This is a genomic window from Kitasatospora sp. NPDC101801, assembly GCF_044766665.1.
Lineage (GTDB): Bacteria > Actinomycetota > Actinomycetes > Streptomycetales > Streptomycetaceae > Kitasatospora.
Window position 1 is genome coordinate 162281 of record NZ_JBIWML010000004.1, and the last position, 18058, is coordinate 180338.

At 71.7% G+C, this 18058-nt stretch carries 12 protein-coding genes; 4 read left to right on the top strand and 8 right to left on the bottom strand.

What is annotated here, in order from left to right; genetic code table 11:
- Nucleotides 1–2: 2 nt before the first annotated feature.
- Nucleotides 3–923, bottom strand: coding sequence for an ABC transporter substrate-binding protein (locus tag ACIRPK_RS08510; RefSeq protein ID WP_403034831.1), 921 nt, complete (start codon nucleotides 921–923; stop codon nucleotides 3–5).
- Nucleotides 924–1583: 660 nt separating this feature from the next.
- Here ACIRPK_RS08510 and ACIRPK_RS08515 point away from each other — a divergent pair.
- Both ACIRPK_RS08515 and ACIRPK_RS08520 read left to right on the top strand, forming a co-directional pair.
- A complete protein-coding gene (locus ACIRPK_RS08515) occupies nucleotides 1584–2780 on the top strand; it encodes an NADP-dependent malic enzyme (RefSeq protein WP_403034834.1) in 1197 nt (398 codons plus the stop codon).
- Nucleotides 2781–3043: 263 nt separating this feature from the next.
- A complete protein-coding gene (locus ACIRPK_RS08520) occupies nucleotides 3044–4006 on the top strand; it encodes a zinc-binding dehydrogenase (protein WP_403034836.1) in 963 nt (320 codons plus the stop codon).
- Nucleotides 4007–4057: 51 nt separating this feature from the next.
- Here ACIRPK_RS08520 and ACIRPK_RS08525 read toward each other — a convergent pair whose 3' ends face one another.
- The 7 genes from ACIRPK_RS08525 to ACIRPK_RS08555 form a co-directional block, all read right to left on the bottom strand.
- Nucleotides 4058–5116 carry a PadR family transcriptional regulator gene (locus ACIRPK_RS08525; RefSeq protein WP_403034838.1) on the bottom strand — a complete coding sequence of 353 codons (1059 nt, stop codon included), beginning with the start codon at nucleotides 5114–5116 and terminating at the stop codon, nucleotides 4058–4060.
- A gap of 1 nt (nucleotide 5117) precedes the next feature.
- Nucleotides 5118–6026: a DUF4097 family beta strand repeat-containing protein gene (locus tag ACIRPK_RS08530; RefSeq protein ID WP_403034841.1), complete on the bottom strand. Its 909-nt coding sequence runs from the start codon at nucleotides 6024–6026 to the stop codon at nucleotides 5118–5120.
- 177 nt (nucleotides 6027–6203) lie between these two features.
- Nucleotides 6204–6383 carry a DUF6104 family protein gene (locus ACIRPK_RS08535; protein WP_350662506.1) on the bottom strand — a complete coding sequence of 60 codons (180 nt, stop codon included), beginning with the start codon at nucleotides 6381–6383 and terminating at the stop codon, nucleotides 6204–6206.
- A 54-nt stretch (nucleotides 6384–6437) separates the two neighbouring features.
- Nucleotides 6438–7991, bottom strand: a complete 1554-nt coding sequence (locus ACIRPK_RS08540) for a serine/threonine-protein kinase (protein ID WP_403034844.1) — start codon at nucleotides 7989–7991, stop codon at nucleotides 6438–6440.
- Between the two features lie 151 nt (nucleotides 7992–8142).
- Nucleotides 8143–11886, bottom strand: a complete 3744-nt coding sequence (locus ACIRPK_RS08545; RefSeq protein ID WP_403034847.1) for a multifunctional oxoglutarate decarboxylase/oxoglutarate dehydrogenase thiamine pyrophosphate-binding subunit/dihydrolipoyllysine-residue succinyltransferase subunit — start codon at nucleotides 11884–11886, stop codon at nucleotides 8143–8145.
- 224 nt (nucleotides 11887–12110) lie between these two features.
- Complete coding sequence (locus ACIRPK_RS08550; RefSeq protein ID WP_403034850.1) at nucleotides 12111–13325, bottom strand: sensor histidine kinase; 1215 nt, start codon at nucleotides 13323–13325, stop codon at nucleotides 12111–12113.
- Nucleotides 13326–13410: 85 nt separating this feature from the next.
- The gene (locus ACIRPK_RS08555; protein WP_403034853.1) at nucleotides 13411–14148 is read right to left on the bottom strand and encodes a response regulator transcription factor; all 738 of its coding nucleotides are present in this window, start codon (nucleotides 14146–14148) and stop codon (nucleotides 13411–13413) included.
- A 541-nt stretch (nucleotides 14149–14689) separates the two neighbouring features.
- On the opposite strand from ACIRPK_RS08555, the gene ACIRPK_RS08560 reads away from it, so the two are divergent.
- Both ACIRPK_RS08560 and lon read left to right on the top strand, forming a co-directional pair.
- Nucleotides 14690–15328, top strand: a complete 639-nt coding sequence (locus tag ACIRPK_RS08560) for a rhomboid-like protein (RefSeq protein ID WP_403034855.1) — start codon at nucleotides 14690–14692, stop codon at nucleotides 15326–15328.
- Between the two features lie 138 nt (nucleotides 15329–15466).
- Nucleotides 15467–17860, top strand: coding sequence for an endopeptidase La (gene lon / locus ACIRPK_RS08565; protein WP_403034858.1), 2394 nt, complete (start codon nucleotides 15467–15469; stop codon nucleotides 17858–17860).
- Nucleotides 17861–18058 lie beyond the last annotated feature (198 nt).

Sequence of the window (18058 nt, forward strand, 5' to 3'; positions counted from 1 at the left end):
GGTCAGAACCCGCCGTTGGCGACGGCGTTCTGCACCGCTCCGTCCGAGACGTTCCACTGGGCCAGGATCCGGTCGTACTCGCCGCTGCGGATCACCCGGTTGAGCGCCTTCAGCAGGGCCTCGCGCAGCTCGGTGCTGTCCTTGGTCAGTGCGATCCCGTACGGGCTCGGCTGCAACTGGGCACCGACCACCTGGAAGGTCTTGCCGCCGTCCCGCTGCTGCGCCACGTAGGCGGCCACCGGGTAGTCGTTCAGGTCGGCGTCCGCCCGGCCGGCCGCCAGCTCGGCCAGCGCCAGGTCGTCGTTCTCGAACAGCTTCACCTTGAGCGGCTTGCCCGCCTTGGTGCAGGCGGCGTTCTGCCGGTCGATCACGCCCGCCTGGGTGGTGCCGCGCTGCAGGGCGACGGTGTGCCCGCACAGGTCGTCCAGGCCGGAGATCGCCTTGGGGTTGCCCTTGCGGACCAGGATCGAGGTCCCGGCGATGAAGTAGTCGGCGAAGTCCAGCCCGGGGCCGCCCGGGCCGCCCGCGTCGTCGGTGCCCTCGCGGCGCTGGCGGTTGTCGCTCATCGCGGACATCACCACGTCGTACTGCTTCGCGTGCAGACCGGGGATCAGCTTGTCGAAGGCGGTGTCCACGTACTCGACCCGCAGGCCGAGCTCCCGGCCGACCGCCTCGGCGAGGTCCGGGTCGATACCGGTCGCCTGCTGGTCGGTCCCCTTGAAGTCGACCGGGGCGTAGTTCAGGTCGATGCCGATCCGGAGCACACCGGCGGCCTTGATCCCGGCCGGGACCATCGAGCGCGGGTCGTCGGTGGGCTTCTGCCGGTTCTGCTCGCCGCCGCACGCGGTGAGCAGGAGGGCCCCCGCCGCCACGGCCGCTCCGCAGCGGCCGATCTGACGAGGTATGAGGGTGGTTCGCTGCATGGTCGAGCTCCTCCTGTGGGAGAGGGGTTCCACCCGGACCGCCGAGCCGGGCGCGGGTGTGCGCCGGACCGGAGGGACCGCGCCGACGTGGGCGTGGACGGCCCTGGTCGGTGGCCGGAACAGGGATCCTGCCATCCCGCCCTGCCGGATCGGGTCTCGGATGTGTCAGAATCGGGTATCGGGTGACCCCCGATCAGAACCCAGACCGCCAGGTCGCGACAGACCTGGGGCGCGCAGAACCGGAAGTCGAAGACGCCGACTCCGGATTCGAGGCGCCACCTCCCCTCCGAGTCTGGTGTTCACTCCTGCGGGTGTGCGCGCATGCTCGCCGTTGTCGGTGCAGGGCCCCCGGAACTTCCGATTTCAGGGGTCGTCGAGTGCCCCTACCGGCGAATGACATGCGCGTTAAAAGGACAAGAAGGCATAGGTGCGATGCCTCAGTCCGACCTAGGCTCATGCTCCGGTACCGACCGGACGATGCCTCGGCAGACCGGAAGCACAGCGCAGAGACACCCAAAAACCCTCATTCGAGGGCGTTGCCCGACGGCAGTGCCCCGACCCCGTTCCGGGCCCGCTTCGGCGGGGTCCGGGATTTTTCGGTATCCGAACGGGTCGGTCGTCCGTCGGCCCGCCCTCGCTGATCATGACGAAGAGGTCATCGTGGCAGCGGAGATCATCCACAGCAGCACTCAGGACACCTACGACCCGGTCGACGCCGTGTTCGCGCTCCACCGCGGCGGCAAGATGGAGATCCGGGCGACGGTGCCGGTGCGCGACGCGGACGACCTGTCCCTCGCCTACACCCCCGGTGTCGCCAAGGTCTGCACCGCCATCGCCGAGCGGCCCGAGCTGGTCAACGACTACACCTGGAAGTCCAACGTGGTCGCGGTCGTCACCGACGGCACCGCGGTGCTCGGCCTCGGCGACATCGGCCCGGAGGCCTCGCTGCCCGTCATGGAGGGCAAGGCGATCCTGTTCAAGCAGTTCGGCGGCGTGGACGCGGTGCCGATCGCGCTGGCCTGCACCGGCGTCGACGAGATCGTCGAGACCGTGGTCCGGCTGGCGCCCTCGTTCGGCGGCGTCAACCTGGAGGACATCTCCGCCCCGCGCTGCTTCGAGATCGAGCGCCGGCTCCAGGAGGCCCTGGACATCCCGATCTTCCACGACGACCAGCACGGCACCGCGATCGTCTCCACCGCCGCGCTGTGGAACGCCGCCAAGGTGACCGGCCGGGAGATCGGTTCGCTCCGCGCGGTCATCTCCGGCGCCGGCGCGGCCGGCATCGCGATCGCCAAGATGCTGGTCGCGGCCGGCATCGGCGACGTGGCCGTCTGCGACCGGCGCGGCGTGGTGTACGAGGGCCGGGGCGACCTGACCGACGTCAAGGCGGAGATCGCCGCCGGCACCAACCGGACCGGGCTGAAGGGTTCGCTGGCCGACGCGCTGGCCGGGGCGGACGTCTTCATCGGCGTCTCCGGCGGCACCGTCCCCGAGGACGTGGTGGCCACCATGGCCGAGGGCTGCTTCATCTTCGCGATGGCCAACCCCAACCCGGAGATCCACCCCGAGGTCGCGCACCGCTACGCGGCGGTGGTCGCCACCGGGCGTTCGGACTTCCCGAACCAGATCAACAACGTGCTGGCCTTCCCGGGGATCTTCGCGGGTGCGCTCCAGGTCCGGGCGACCCGGATCACCGAGGGGATGAAGCTGGCTGCGGCGAAGGCGCTGGCCGCGGTGGTCGCGGACGAGCTGACGCCGCAGAAGGTGATCCCCTCGCCGTTCGACGAGCGGGTCGCGCCGGCGGTCACCAAGGCGGTCGCGGAGGCTGCCCGCCGTGAGGGCGTCGCGCGGCTGTAGCTTTTCGGCAGGGCGCTCGGTTGCACTGTCCGGGGGCTCGGGGCTCTGCTGTTGTGCGGCGCCGCCGCGTGGGCGAGGAGATCTGGCGTTCGGGTCACTGCGAAAGTGCCTGACCATCTACGCGACGATCACCTTTTCTGAGGCCGGCGTCGCAGTTCCCCGAGCCCCTGACTCCGTAGCGGGCTGAGCAGTTGCGGAAGGTTGTGGGAGTCACACCGGTGGCCGGTTCCGGTTAGTGGGCGTTCACCGCTATCGTCCGGGGCATGTTCGCCGCCTATGCAGCCCGAATCGATGCCGATGACCCGCTCGGTGCGCTGGAGTTGGGGGAGTTGCCGGAGCCCGTGGCCCGGCCGGGGTGGAGTGTGGTGACGGTGAAGGCCGCCACCCTGAACCACCATGACCTGTGGTCGCTGCGGGGGGTGGGGCTGCCCGCCGAGCGGCTGCCGATGATCCTGGGCTGCGATGCGGCCGGTGTCGACGAGGACGGCAACGAGGTGGTCATCCACTCGGTGATCGGGCAGAGCGGGCACGGGGTCGGCCCGGACGAGCCGCGGTCGATCCTGACCGAGCGCTACCAGGGGACCTTCGCCGAGCGGGTCGCCGTACCGACCTGGAACCTGCTGCCGAAGCCGGCCGAGCTGTCCTTCGCCGAGGCGGCCTGCCTGCCCACCGCGTGGCTGACGGCCTATCGGATGCTGTTCACCAAGGCGGCCGCCCGGCCGGGCCAGACCGTGCTGGTCCAGGGGGCCGGCGGCGGGGTGGCGACCGCGCTGATCGTGCTGGGCAAGGCGGCCGGCCTGCGGGTCTGGGTGACCGGCCGGGACGAGGCCAAGCGGGCCCGGGCCCTCGGGCTCGGCGCCGACGCCGCCTTCGAGAGCGGTGCCCGGTTGCCCGAGCGGGTGGACGCGGTCATGGAGACGGTCGGCGCCGCCACCTGGTCGCACTCGGTGAAGGCGCTGAAGCCCGGCGGCACCATCGTGATCTCCGGCGCCACCTCGGGCCCGAGCCCGAAGGCCGCCGAGCTGAACCGGATCTTCTTCCTGGAGCTCAACGTCCAGGGCTCCACCATGGGCACCAAGGACGAGCTCGCCGCGCTGCTCGCGCTCTGCGCCCACTCGGGGGTGCGCCCGGTGGTCGACACCGTGCTGCCGCTCACCGAGGCCCGGGACGCGTTCGCCAGGCTGGCCGGGGGAGACGTCTTCGGCAAGCTGGTCCTGACACCGTGACCTGACGAAGGGGCGGTACCCGGCTCCGGGTAACGCCCCTTCGTCGTCCGGCTAGCGGTTCAGCGCGCGGCGCAGCTGCTCGGCGGCCGCCGCCAGCACGTGCTGGGCGGAGCCGAGCTGAGCGGGCGTCACCCCGGTGTCCCGGGCGGTGTCGCGGACCTGGTCGCGGAGGCGGTCCAGCAGGCGCTCCAGCTCGCGGGCCGCGTCGGCGGCGGGGTCGACGGCGGCCCAGGCGGGGAGGTCGGCTCGGGGCTTGCCGAGGTCGACCCGGTCCTGGTCGAGCTTCTCCAGGTCCATCGCGTCCAGGTCGATCCGGTCCAGCCGGGTCTCCTCGGCCGGGGCGTCGGGCGCGTGGCCCCACTTGGCGGCGTCGGCCAGGCCGGCCAGCGAGCGGGTGAGTTCGGAGATCCCCTCGGCGATCCCGGCGGTCCAGTCGCCGCCGGCCGCCGCGTCCTTGACCTGCTGCTCGATCCGGCGCTTGATCCGCAGCGCCTCCTGCTGGGCGGCCGTCCGGGAGGCCTTGGCCTCCGCGCGCAGCCGGCGGGCCTCGTCCTCGGCGGCCTTGGCCTTCTGCTTGGCCGCCCGCTCCTGCTCCTTGGCCCGCTTGGCCTGCTCCTTGGCCTGCGCCTTGAACTGGACGAACTCGTCCTTGGCGCGCTGCCAGGACTCCTTGTCGCCCCACGGGCCGGCCCACGGGTCGCCGCCGTCCTCGAACTTCGGGCGCGGAGCGTCCTTGGCGGCGCCCCAGAGCTCGGCCCGCAGGTCCTTGGCGCTGTCCCGGACGTCCTCCCGGATCGCCCCGGCGAGCTGGGCCACCGACTCCCGGATCTCCACCTCCAGCTCGGCCAGCTCGCCCTGCCGGGCCGCCAGTTCGGTCCGGCCGGCGTCGGTCAGCCGGTAGACCTTGCGCCCGCCCTCGGTGCTGTGCGCGACCAGGCCCTCCTGCTCCAGCTTGGCCAGCCGGGGGTACACGGTGCCGGCCGAGGGGGCGTACAGGCCCTGGAAGCGCTCCTCCAGCAGGCGGATCACCTCGTAGCCGTGCCGGGGGGACTCGTCCAGCAGCTTGAGCAGGTACAGGCGGAGTCGGCCGTGGCCGAAGACGGGGGTCATGTCAGCTCTCCTGGGTGGTGGTGTCGGCGGGGGCGGCGGGAAGCTCCTTGACCAGGTCGATCCGCTCGGCCTCGGCCTCCGGGCGGCGCTGGACGGTGACGGCGCCGGAGACGGTGGTGACCTGGAGCCGACCGGTGCCGGAGCCCAGCTGGCCGGAGAGCTTCCGGGTGCCCCAGCTGCCGCTGACCGTCAACTCCTCGAAGGTGCTGGAGAGTTCGCCGCCGGTGCTGCCCAGCTCGACCTGGGTGTCGGCCTGCGAGGGCAGTCGGACGGCGACCGGGCCGCTGACCGTGTTCACGTGCAGCTCGGTGGGGGTGGTGGTGTCCACGTCCAGGGTGACCGAGCCGCTGACCGACTTGGCGACCAGCTTGTCGCCCGACCCGGCGACCACGGTGAGGTGACCGGAGACCGTGTTGACCCGGAGCTCGCCGGCCACCGACTGGGCGTTCACGTCGCCGGAGACGGTCTTCACGTCGGTGCGGCCGGTCAGGCCGACCAGGGTGGTCTCGCCGCTCGCGCCGTGCACGGTGACCGGGCCGGTGACCCCGGAGACGGTGGTGTCGGCGGAGACCGAGCCGAGCTTGACCTCGGAGCCGGCCGGCACGGTCAGCGAGACCACCGCCACCGCCTCGCGCTTGCGGCGCAGCCCGCTGAAGAAGCTCTTCACGGTCTCCAGCGACTTGATGGAGTCGGTGAGCTCGCTCCAGGCGAGGTCCGGGTAGGTCACGGTCAGGACCCCGGCTTCCAGGGTGACCTGGAGCGGGTCGCCCTTGAGCTCGGTGATCTCCAGGCGGGCCGGCCCCTCGGCGGTGACCACGTTGACCGCGCCCGCCACCACTCGTACGTTGAGGGTGCCGACCGGCTCGTCGAAGGTGATGCTGTCAGGCTCGCTGACCGTCCACTTGCCCATGATCTGTCCCGCCTCCCGTTCGTCGGACGCGATGTATCGCGTCTCCCTGAACAACACGATATATCGCGTGACGGCGAAGTCAAGGGGCCCTCGGGGGAACCTCAGGGTCGTCTCGGGGGCAGCTCGGGGAAGGCCGAGGGCCCGCCGGCTGCCGGCGGGCCCTCGGTCGGGCTGTGCTCAGTCCTCGTCCTCGTCGTCGAGCCTGGCCAGCCAGGTGGCCAGCCGCTCGACCGGGATCTCGAAGTCCGGGTTCAGGTCGACGAACTCGCGCAGGCGCTCGGCCAGCCACTCGAAGGTGACCTCCTCGTCGCCGCGCCGGCTCGTCAGCTCCTCGATGCCGCGGTCGGTGAAGTACACGGTGTGCTCCGGTCGGTTGGGGTGTGACCGGCCCAGGATAGTCCGGGCCGCCGGTCAGCCCTGGAACCGGTAGTAGCTCAGCGAGCAGGTCGCCCGGCCGTCGCTGTCGCCGAGCTTCACCACCCGCAGCACCGCCACCGAGCCGGTGTCCCGGGACCGGACGCAGAACGAGCGTCCCGGCGGCACCTGGTCGAACTTGAGCGAGCCGGCGGCCGGTTCGCTCTCCACCCCGAGGGCGCAGTCCGCCGGTCCGAGCCGGCCGGTGCCCCGGCCGACGAAGACGTCCGAGTCGCCGTGCACCCGGAACTCCGGGCCCAGGGTGGTGACGTTCCAGGACGACTGGCCGCTCGGCACCACCTTGCCGTCGTCCAGGTCGAACTCGTAGTCCCCGGCGGGCGGGATGGTCAGCTGCCGGTCGCGGTAGACCGCGGCGTACGGGCCGTCGTCCCCGGACTCCGGCCAGAGCGTGAGGCCGGCCGTGACCACGACGGCCAGGGCCAGACCGCCGACGAGCAGCGGCCGGTTCCACCGCCGGGCGGCGGGCCGGGCGGGCGGCGGCCCGTACCCACCGGGCGGCGGGGGTACGAGCGGTCTCGGCGGGGCGGCGACGGGCGCGGTGGCCGGGGCGGTCGGCGTCGGGGTGCGCGGGGGCGGCGGGACGGGCGCGGTCCGCGGCCGGGGCGGGGCGGTCGGCGGTGGCGGCCGCAGCAGCGCCGAGCGCCGGGCGATCTCCAGGGTCACCGGATCCGGCAGCCAGTTCTCGGTGAACCTCAACTCCCCGCCCATCAAAGGGTGTTCGCGAGCGGCCCGGATCAGCTCGGCCGGCGTGGGCCGGCCGTCCGGCTGCTTGGCCAGGCAGGCGGCCAGCAACGGCCGCAGGCTGTCCGGCAGTTCGCCGAGCTCGGGCTCCTCGTGCACCACCCGGTAGAGCACCGCGGTGTCCGGTCCGTCGCCGAACGGCAGCGCGCCGCTCAGCACGTACGCGGCCAGCGCGCCCAGCGCGAAGACGTCGGCGGCCGGTGTCACCGGCAGGCCGCGGACCTGCTCCGGCGCCATGAACGGCGGCGAGCCGATCATCGACCCGGAGTCGGTCAGCACGGTGGAGTCGGCGGCCCTGGCGATCCCGAAGTCGATCACCCGCGGCCCGTCCGAGGCCATCAGCACATTGGCCGGCTTGAGGTCCCGGTGCACCACCTCGACCCCGTGGATCGCCTGCAGCGCCTCGGCGATCCCGCCGATCAGCAGCAGCACGGTGTGCACCGGCAGCGGCCCGTGCTCCCGGGCCACCTGCTGGAGCGAGGGCCCCGGCACGTACGTGGTGGCCAGCCAGGGGGTCGGGTCGTCCGGTCCCGCGTCGATCACCAGCGCGGTGTAGAGGCCGTGGATCCGCCGGGCGTTGGCCACCTCGTGCCGGAACCGGCGGCGGAACTCCGGGTCGGCGGCGAACTTCCGCCGGACCACCTTCACCGCCACCGGCCGCCCGCCCGGCGTGTACGACAGGTAGACCCGCCCCATCCCGCCGGCCCCGAGCCGGGCCGCCAGCCGGTACCCGCCGACCTCGCGCGGGTCGTCCGCGGAGAGCGGCTGGAACACCGAGTCCGTGGTCATGCGAAGGCTCCCCCGAAGAAGTCCGCCCAGTAGGTGCCACGAACATACGGCAGCGGCAGCGGACTTGGGCCGCTCTTTCGGGATGAGAACGACCATGGGCCCCGCCCCGCCGCCGAAGCGGGGGACGGGGCCCATGGCCACCGACGGATCGTCAGATGGTGAAGATCTCGTCCAGCAGGCCCTGCTGCTCGGCGGCGTGCCGCTTGGCCGAGCCGACCGCCGGGGCGGACGAGGCGTTGCGGGCGACCCGACGCAGGCGGGCGGCGCCGGCGCTGCGGCCGATCACGACCTGGAGGTGGTCCACCAGGTTCATCGCGATGAACGGCCAGGCACCCTGGTTGGCCGGCTCCTCCTGCGCCCAGACGAACTGGACGTCGTCGCCGTACTTGGCCAGCTCCTCCTGGAGCTCGGCCACCGGCAGCGGGTAGAGCCGCTCGACCCGGACGATCGCGGTGTCGGTGACCCCGCGCTCGGTACGGGCCGCCTCGACGTCGTAGTAGAACTTGCCCGCGGTGATGACCACCTTGCGGACGTTCGCCGGGTCGACGGTGGTGTCACCGATGACCGGGCGGAACGAGCCGGAGGTGAACTCTGCCGCCGCACTCGCCGCCGCCTTCAGACGCAGCATCGACTTCGGGGTGAAGACGATCAGCGGCTTGTGGTGCGGGTTGTGCGCCTGCCAGCGCAGCAGGTGGAAGTAGTTCGACGGCAGGGTCGGCATCGCGACCGTCATGTTGTCCTGCGCGCACATCTGCAGGAAACGCTCCGGACGCGCGGACGAGTGGTCCGGGCCCTGGCCCTCGTAGCCGTGCGGCAGCAGCAGGGTGACGCCGGAGTGCTGGCCCCACTTCTGCTCGGCGGAGGCGATGTACTCGTCCACCATGGTCTGCGCGCCGTTGACGAAGTCGCCGAACTGCGCCTCCCACATGACCAGCGCGTTCGGGCGGGTCAGCGAGTAGCCGTACTCGAAGCCCATCGCCGCGTACTCGCTGAGCAGCGAGTCGTAGACGGTGTAGCGGGCCTGGTCCTCGGTCAGGTACAGCAGCGGGGTGTAGTCCTCGCCGGTGACCCGGTCGATCAGCACCGCGTGGCGCTGGCCGAAGGTGCCGCGACGGCTGTCCTGGCCGGCCAGCCGGACCGGGTGACCCTCCATCAGCAGCGAGCCGATGGCGAGCGTCTCGCCCATCGCCCAGTCGATGGTGTTGTCCTCGACCGAGGCGGTGCGGCGCTGCAGCTGCGGCAGCAGGCGCGGGTGCACCGTCAGCCACTCCGGCAGGTTGCTCTGCGAGGCGGCGATCCGCTTGACCATCTCCGCGGAGATGCCGGTCTGGATGTTGACCGGGAAGTCCGCCTGCGGCTTGCCGCTGGCGGCCGGGGTCTGCGCCGAAGCGGCGTCCCGGACCTCGGAGAAGACCTTCTCCAGCTGGCCCTGGAAGTCCTGGAGCGCCTGCTCCGCCTCTTCCATGGTGATGTCGCCGCGACCGATCAGACCCTCGGTGTAGAGCTTGCGCACCGAGCGCTTCTTGTCGATCAGGTCGTACATCAGCGGCTGGGTGAACGACGGGTTGTCGGCCTCGTTGTGACCGCGACGGCGGTAGCAGATGAGGTCGATCACGACGTCCTTGTGGAACTCCTGACGGAACTCGAAGGCCAGCCGCGCGACGCGGACCACGGCCTCCGGGTCGTCGCCGTTCACGTGGAAGATCGGCGCCTCGATCATCCGCGCCACGTCGGTGCAGTACATCGACGAGCGGCTGCTGGCCGGGGCGGCGGTGAAGCCGACCTGGTTGTTGACCACCAGGTGGATGGTGCCACCGGTGCGGTAGCCGCGCAGCTGCGACATGTTCAGGGTCTCCGCGACGACGCCCTGGCCGGCGAAGGCCGCGTCACCGTGGATCTGGATCGGCAGCACCGGGAAGGTGGTGCCGCCCTGGTCCAGCACGTCCTGCTTGGCGCGGACGATGCCCTCGACCACCGGGTCGACGGCCTCCAGGTGCGAGGGGTTGGCGGCCAGCGAGACCTTGATGGTCTCCCCGTCCAGACCGGTGAAGGTCCCCTCGGAGCCCAGGTGGTACTTGACGTCGCCGGAGCCGTGCATCGACTTCGGGTCGAGGTTGCCCTCGAACTCGCCGAAGATCTTGCCGTACGGCTTGCCGACGATGTTCGCCAGCACGTTCAGCCGGCCGCGGTGGGCCATGCCGATCACGGCCTCGTCGAGACGGTGCTCGGCCGCCGCGTCGATGGTCGCGTCCAGCAGCGGGATGAGCGACTCGCCGCCCTCCAGCGAGAAGCGCTTCTGGCCGACGTACTTGGTCTGCAGGAAGGTCTCGAACGCCTCGGCCGAGTTCAGCCGGCGCAGGATGCGCAGCTGCTCCTCGCGCTCCGGCTTCGCGTACGGCTTCTCCAGGCGCTCCTGGATCCACTTCCGCTGCTTCGGGTCCTGGATGTGCATGTACTCGATGCCGACGGTGCGGCAGTACGAGTTGCGCAGCAGGCCGAGGATGTCGCGGAGCTTCATCATCTTCTGGCCGCCGAAGCCGCCGACCGCGAACTCGCGCTCCAGGTCCCACAGCGTCAGCCCGTGCTGGACCACGTCCAGGTCGGGGTGCTTGCGCTGCTTGTACTCCAGCGGGTCGGTGTCGGCCATCAGGTGACCGCGGACCCGGTAGGAGTGGATCAGCTCCATGACGCGCGCGGTCTTGTTGACCTCGTCGTCGTGGGTGGTGGCGACGTCGGTGGCCCAGCGGACGGGCTCGTACGGGATCCGCAGCGACTCGAAGACGTCGTCGTAGAAGTTGTGCTCGCCGAGCAGCAGCTGGTGGATCGTCCGCAGGAACTCGCCCGAGGCCGCGCCCTGGATGACCCGGTGGTCGTAGGTCGAGGTCAGGGTCATGATCTTGGAGATGCCCAGCTTGGCCAGGGTGTCCGGGGACGAGCCCTGGAACTCGGCCGGGTACTCCATCGCGCCGACGCCGACGATGGTGCCCTGGTTCTGCATCAGGCGCGGCACGGAGTGCACGGTGCCGATGCCGCCCGGGTTGGTCAGCGAGACGGTGACGCCGGTGAAGTCGTCCATCGTCAGCTTGTTGGCGCGGGCCCGGCGGACGATGTCCTCGTAGGCCTGCCAGAAACCGAGGAAGTCGAGCGTCTCGGCCTTCTTGATCGCCGCGACGACCAGTTGGCGGTCGCCGTTCGGCTTCACCAGGTCGATGGCGAGGCCGAGGTTCACGTGCGCGGGCTTGACCAGGTAGGACTTGCCGTCCTCCACCTTGTAGCTGTGGTTCATGCCCGGGCTGGCCTTGATGGCCTGGACCAGGGCGTAACCGATCAGGTGGGTGAAGGAGACCTTGCCGCCACGGGCGCGCTGCAGGTGGTTGTTGATGACGATGCGGTTGTCGATCAACAGCTTGGCCGGCACGGCACGCACCGACGTCGCCGTCGGGACCTCCAGGGAGGCGTCCATGTTGGTGGCCACGGCCTTGGAGGGGCCGCGCAGCGGGATCAGCTCAGGGCCCGACCCTGCGGCCGGCGCGGCAGCGGGGGCCGCCTTCGGCGCGGGCGGCGCGGCCGGGGCTGCTGCCAGTGGCGCAGGCGCCGGCTGGACCGGCGCGGCCACGGGGGCGGCGGCCGGTGCAGCGGGGGCGGGCGCCGCCTGAACAGCAGCAGGGGCAGGGGCGGCAACGGCGGTCGGCGTGGGGCCGACCTGGGTCGCGGCCTGGGTCACTGGAGTCACCTCGGTACCGGGCTTGTAGTCGGCGAAAAAGTCCCACCAGGCTCGGTCGACCGAGTTCGGATCCTGGAGGTACTGCTGGTAGATCTCGTCGACGAGCCACTCGTTGGGGCCGAAGCCAGTGGAGCTTGCCGAGCTGACGGGGGTTTCAGGGTGTGGCGACACGGGGCAAACCGCCCTCTTCCGCTTCCTTTTGGGATGGTGGACAGCGGGGATTAAGGCTACGCCTACGATCACTGATCGCGCAGTCCCCCAGGGCCAGGCGTCGCCCAGATCACAGTGCCGACCGGTATTTTGGCCGAAACTGTGCGTTAGAAAGTTCCAACGACGGGGAAGCGATCGCCTCCCGAAGCGGTGGAAATCCCCTCAAGTACGGACATTACCGCAGGTCAGTGCAGGCGCGCCGGATCTGCTGCAGTCCCCGCCGCGGGAATGTCCCAGTTCGGTGACAACTCCTGCTCGGACGGTACCCCGCCGGGGAGCGCGACCACGATCCGGCAGCCCCGGGCGGTCTCCGCGACCCCGATCCGGCCGCCGTGCAGATCCACCGCCCAGCGGGCGATGGCCAGGCCGAGACCGGTGCCGCCGTCGCTGCCCGGGCCGAGCGCGGTGGCGGTGCCGCTGCGGCCGAACCGCTCGAAGACCCGCCCCCGGTCCTGCTCGGGGATGCCGGGGCCCTGGTCCTCCACCTCCAGCAGCAGCGCGCCGGGCCCCTCGCCGGCCGTCGCCCGGACGGTCACCGTGCCGCCGGCGGGGGAGTGCTTGCAGGCGTTGTCGACCAGGTTGGCCACCACCTGGTGCAGCCGCTCGGGGTCGGCCACCGCGGCCAGCTCCGGCGGGCGGACCTCCAGCGCCAGCCGGACGTCCTCCCGGCGGCCGTACGCGCCGCCGGCCGTCGCGCCGTCCACGGTGAGCCCGCGCAGCACGCCGCCCAGGAACGGCCGGACCTCGAACCGGCGGGCGTCCAGCGGCACCACGCCGTCGTCCAGCTTGGACAGGTCGAGCAGGTGGCTGACCAGGCGGCCGAGCCGCTCGGTCTGCTCCAGCGCGGCGCCGAGGGTCTTCGGGTCGGCCTGGACCACGCCGTCGACCACGTTCTCCAGCACGGCGCGGAGCGCGGCGATCGGCGTCCGCAGTTCGTGCGAGACGTTGGCGATCAGCTCCCGGCGGTGCCGGTCGGCGGCCTCCAGGTCGCCGGCCATCTTGTTGAAGGTGGCGGCCAGCTCGCCGATCTCGTCGCGGGAGTTGACCTCCACCCGGCTGCTGTAGTCGCCCTCGGCCATCGCCCGGGCGGCGGCGGTCATGTCGCGCAGTGGCGCGGTCAGGCCGTGGGCGAGGAACTGCATGAAGAGCAGGGAGGCGATCATCGAGAAGATCATGATGATCCGGATCTGGGTCTCGGACCGGATCGCGACCACCACCATCAGGCTGGCCAGGAAGACCGAGACGATCACCAGCAGGGTCAGTTTGCCCTTGATCGACCGGACCGGGTCCAGCGGTCTGATGTCGGCCCAGAGCCGACTGCCGGCCCGGCTGAGCAGGCCGCGGCGGGCCGGATCGCCGGCGCCGCGCGAGGTGCCGTTGCGTTGCTGTGGAAAGGTCATGTCGCCTCTGCGTCGTCCCCCCGCGAGACTCGCCGGCCGAGCTGACGAAGCGTGGGCCCCCCGGTGGCCCGGCTTCGCACCCCGACTAGGAGAGCGGTGCTTCCAGGGCGTACCCGACGCCGTGGACGGTACGGATCCAGCTGGCGCCGATCTTCCGGCGCAGCGCCTTCACATGGCTGTCCACGGTGCGGGTGCCCGAGGCGTCGGTCCAGTCCCAGACCTCGGCGAGCAGCTGCTCACGGGTGAGCACCGCACGCGGCTGGGCGGCCAGGCAGGCCAGCAGGTCGAACTCGGTCGGCGTCAGGTGGACGTCACCGCTGCCGATCCGGACCCGGCGCTGCACGTGGTCGATCTCCAGCTCGCCGAACCGCAGGCTGCCCAGCGCGGGCGTCCGGGCGGCCTGCTGGGCCCGCTCGACCCGGCGGAGCAGCACGTTCACCCTGGCCGCGAGCTCGCGCATCGAGAACGGCTTGGTCATGTAGTCGTCGGCACCGACCCCGAGGCCGACCAGCAGGTCGGTCTCGTCGTCCCGGGCCGTCAGCATCAGTACCGGCACCGGGCGCTGGGCCTGGATCCGACGGCAGACCTCCAGGCCGTCGAAGCCGGGCAGCATCACGTCCAGCACCACCAGGTCGGGCTGCCAGGTGTGGAAGCCGTCGACCGCGCCGGGGCCGTCGTGCGCCACCGCCACCTTGAAGCCCTCGGCACCGAGCCGGGCCGCGATGGACTCCGCGATGGTGGGCTCGTCCTCGACGACGAGTACTCGTCGCTGCGTGCTCACCGCTGCGCTGCTGTTGATCGTCTCTTGCTGAATGTCAGTCACGGTCACGCCACCGCCCCCAGGGCTGCGGCCCGGCTGCCTGTGGGGACAGCGGGGTCCGCTCGTAGTCGTCTTGGTTCCGTCGTGACGGACCTGGGTCAGGCCCGTCGAGGTCACCCGGACCGTCCGCCGAGGTCTCGGGTTCCGAAGGGGTGCACGGGTGTGGTCCGTGTACCGCTCGGCTCTGTTCGCAGCGTACGGACACCGCGAGCATCCCGGCAGGTGAACCGGACACAACCGGCCGGTGGGCCGGTGCCGACCCTGCCGGGGATGAGGCACGGGGCGATACCCTACCGGGCGAAAATACCGCCCGTAACGGTGCGTATGCCGTCGAAGGGATGGCAGACTCCTCAGCACAACGGCTACTTGTCCGTAAACAAAGGGATGGTCCGGACCAAGGGGTGTCCTGGTTCGAACGAAGTTCACAGGGGATTCACAGCGGGCTCCCAGAACCGCGAAGTACCGTGAGCACGACAAGTGACATGGTGGCACGAGTCAGGTGGTGGGTGGAATGGCAGATCTTCGGTCGCGGTTGCGGAGTTCCGTGCCCACGCCCCGCCGCAACCCCCTCGCACTCGGGTATCTCGCCGTGCTGCTGGCCACCACGCTGTTCGCCCGGTTCGGCGACGCCGGCCTGGTGGACCGCCTGCAGGCGTTCTCCAGCTCGGACGCGCACAACCTGCTGGACCATCCCGTCCGCGCGCTGCTGCTGAGCGGGCTCTGGGTGGCCGGGCCGGTCTGGATGCCGTACTTCTGGGCCTTCGCCCTCACCGTCGCGCCGCTGGAGCGCCGGATCGGCGCCCGGCGCACGATCGGCGTGCTGGCCGCCGGGCACGTGCTGGCCACCCTGCTCTCGCAGGCCGCCGTCGGCCTCGCGGTCACCTCCGGCCGGCTCGCCCCCGACGCGCTGGACAGCGTGGACATCGGCGTCAGCTACGCGGTGCTGGCCAGCCTGGGTGCGCTGGCGGCGCTGCTCCCCGGGCGGGCCCGGCCGGTGGTGCTGACCGGTGCGGTCGCGATGACGGGCTATCAGTTCCTCTCCGAGTCCGAGCTCGTCAGCCGGGTCGGCCACCCGTCCGCCCTGCTGATCGGGGTGGCCGTCGGCCACTGGCTGCGCGGCGGCTCCGACCGGGGTCTGCCGGTGCGGCGCCTGGTCCGCCGGCTCGCCCCCTCGCGGGCCTGACTCCCCGGTTCCGCAGGTCGACGCCCCGGGCCGAACAGCCCCGATGGTGATCGCTCAGGGCGAACAGCGGCCGGGGAACAATCGGCTCGCGCCAAACCTTAGTCAGGTCAACTCAACTTCGCTGACTGGGGAGAGATCATGGCATCGACGTCCACACCGCTCACCCTGCCCGTGCTGCCGCTCGACGACGAGGTGGTGCTGCCCGGCATGGTGGTCCCGCTGGACCTGTCGGACACCGAGGTGCGGGCCGCCGTCGAGGCGGCCCGGGCCGGTGTCGGCGCCGGGGCCAAGCCCCAGGTCCTGCTGGTGCCGAGGCTGGACGGCTCGTACGCCGCCGTCGGCACGCTGGCCACCGTCGAGCAGGTCGGCCGGCTGGCCGACGGCGACCCGGCCGCGCTGGTCCGGGCGGTCCGCCGGGTGCGGATCGGCGCCGGGACGACCGGCCCCGGCGCGGCGCTCTGGGTGGAGACCAGCACCTTCCGCGAGTCCGACCCCGGGCTGCCGGTGGCCGGGCGCGCCGCCGAGCTGGTCAAGGAGTACAAGGCGCTCTCCACCCAGTGGCTGCGCAAGCGCGGCGCCTGGCAGATCGTCGACCGGGTGGCCCAGATCGAGGGCGTCGGCGAGCTGGCCGACAACATCGGCTACGCGCCGTTCGCCACCGCCGAGCAGAAGCTCAAGGTGCTGCTGGAGGCCGACCAGCTGGCCCGGCTGGAGTACGCGCTCACCCTGCTCCGGGACCACCTCGCCGAGGAGGAGGTCAACGACACCATCCGCAAGGACGTCGAGGAGGGCGTGGCCAAGCAGCAGAAGGAGTTCCTGCTGCGCCGTCAGCTGGACGCCGTCCGCAAGGAACTGGCCGAGCTGAACGGCGACCCGGCCGACGAGGAGGGCGACTACCGGGCCCGGGTCGAGGCGGCCGAGCTGCCCGAGAAGGTCCGGGAGGCCGCGCTCAAGGAGGTCGACAAGCTGGAGCGGTCCTCCGACCAGTCGCCGGAGGGCTCCTGGATCCGCACCTGGCTGGACACCGTCCTCGAACTCCCGTGGAACGAGCGGAGCGAGGACGCCTACGACATCGCGGGCGCCCGGGCGGTGCTGGACGCCGACCACGCGGGTCTGGGCGACGTGAAGGACCGGATCGTCGAGTACCTGGCGGTCCGCAAGCGCCGGGCCGACCAGGGGCTCGGTTCGGTCGGCGGGCGTCGCGGTGGCGCGGTGCTGGCGCTGGTCGGGCCGCCCGGGGTGGGCAAGACCTCGCTCGGCGAGTCGGTGGCGCGGGCGATGGGGCGCGAGTTCGTCCGGGTCGCGCTCGGCGGCGTCCGGGACGAGGCCGAGATCCGCGGTCACCGGCGCACCTACGTCGGTGCGCTGCCCGGGCGGATCGTCCGGGCGATCAAGGAAGCCGGTTCGATGAACCCGGTGGTCCTGCTGGACGAGATCGACAAGGTCGGTTCCGACTACCGGGGCGACCCGGCGGCCGCCCTGCTCGAGGTGCTCGACCCGGCGCAGAACCACACCTTCCGGGACCACTACCTGGAGGTCGAGCTCGACCTCTCCGACGTGGTCTTCCTGGCCACCGCCAACGTGCTGGAGTCCATCCCCGAGCCGCTGCTCGACCGGATGGAGCTGGTCCGGCTGGACGGCTACACCGAGGACGAGAAGGTCGTCATCGCCCGGGACCACCTGCTGCCGCGTCAGCTGGAGCGGGCCGGTCTGACGGTCGGTGAGGTGACGGTCGACGAGACCGCGCTGCGCCGGCTGGCGGGTGAGTACACCCGGGAGGCCGGGGTCCGGAACCTGGAGCGGTCGATCGCCCGGGTGCTGCGGAAGGTCGCGGCGCAGAGCGAACTCGGCGAGCGCGAGCTGCCCGTCGCGATCGGTCCGGACGAGCTGCGCGCGCTGATCGGACGCCCGCACCACACCCCCGAGGCGGCCCAGGAGCCCGGCGAGCGGCGCACCGCGGTGCCCGGCGTGGCGACCGGTCTCGCCGTCACCGGAGCCGGCGGGGACGTGCTCTACATCGAAGCCTCGCTGGCGGACGCGGAGACCGGTGCCACCGGGCTGACGCTGACCGGGCAGCTGGGTGACGTGATGAAGGAGTCGGCGCACATCGCGCTCTCCTACCTGCGGTCGCGCGGTGCGGAGCTGGAGCTGCCGGTGACCGGGTTGCGGGAACGCGGCATCCACTTGCACGTCCCGGCCGGGGCCGTCCCCAAGGACGGGCCGAGCGCGGGCATCACGATGACCACCGCACTGGCCTCGCTGCTCTCCGGGCGGAAGGTGCGGACGGACGTCGCGATGACCGGGGAGGTGTCGCTGACCGGGCGGGTGCTGCCGATCGGTGGCGTGAAGCAGAAGCTGCTCGCGGCCGACCGGGCCGGGGTCACCACGGTGATCATCCCCAAGCGCAACGAGCCCGACCTGGACGACGTCCCGGCGGAGGTGCTGGCGCGGCTCACCGTCCACCCGGTCGCGGACGTCCGGGAGGTGCTGCGGCTGGCGCTGGAGCCGGCGGAGGTGCTGGTGGCCGCCTAGGCCGACCCCGGCCAGGGGTTCGGCGCTGCGCTCTAGGCAGGCGCTCCAGTTGCACCACCCAGGGGCTCGGGGAACTGCGAGGAGATCTGGCGTTCGGGTCACTGCGAAAGTGCCTGACCATTTACGCGACGATCACCTTGCACGAGGTCGGCGTCGCAGTTCCCCGAGCCCCTGACTCCGTAGCGGGCTGACCACCTG

Excerpts from the sequence above, each read along its gene's own strand:
- ACIRPK_RS08525 (WP_403034838.1), bottom strand. The coding sequence starts at position 5,116 with ATGACCCCCGTCTTCGGCCACGGCCGACTCCGCCTGTACCTGCTCAAG.
- ACIRPK_RS08530 (WP_403034841.1), bottom strand. The coding sequence starts at position 6,026 with ATGGGCAAGTGGACGGTCAGCGAGCCTGACAGCATCACCTTCGACGAG.
- ACIRPK_RS08510 (WP_403034831.1), bottom strand. The coding sequence starts at position 923 with ATGCAGCGAACCACCCTCATACCTCGTCAGATCGGCCGCTGCGGAGCG.
- ACIRPK_RS08550 (WP_403034850.1), bottom strand. The coding sequence starts at position 13,325 with ATGACCTTTCCACAGCAACGCAACGGCACCTCGCGCGGCGCCGGCGAT.
- lon (WP_403034858.1), top strand. The coding sequence starts at position 15,467 with ATGGCATCGACGTCCACACCGCTCACCCTGCCCGTGCTGCCGCTCGAC.
- ACIRPK_RS08540 (WP_403034844.1), bottom strand. The coding sequence starts at position 7,991 with ATGACCACGGACTCGGTGTTCCAGCCGCTCTCCGCGGACGACCCGCGC.
- ACIRPK_RS08520 (WP_403034836.1), top strand. The coding sequence starts at position 3,044 with ATGTTCGCCGCCTATGCAGCCCGAATCGATGCCGATGACCCGCTCGGT.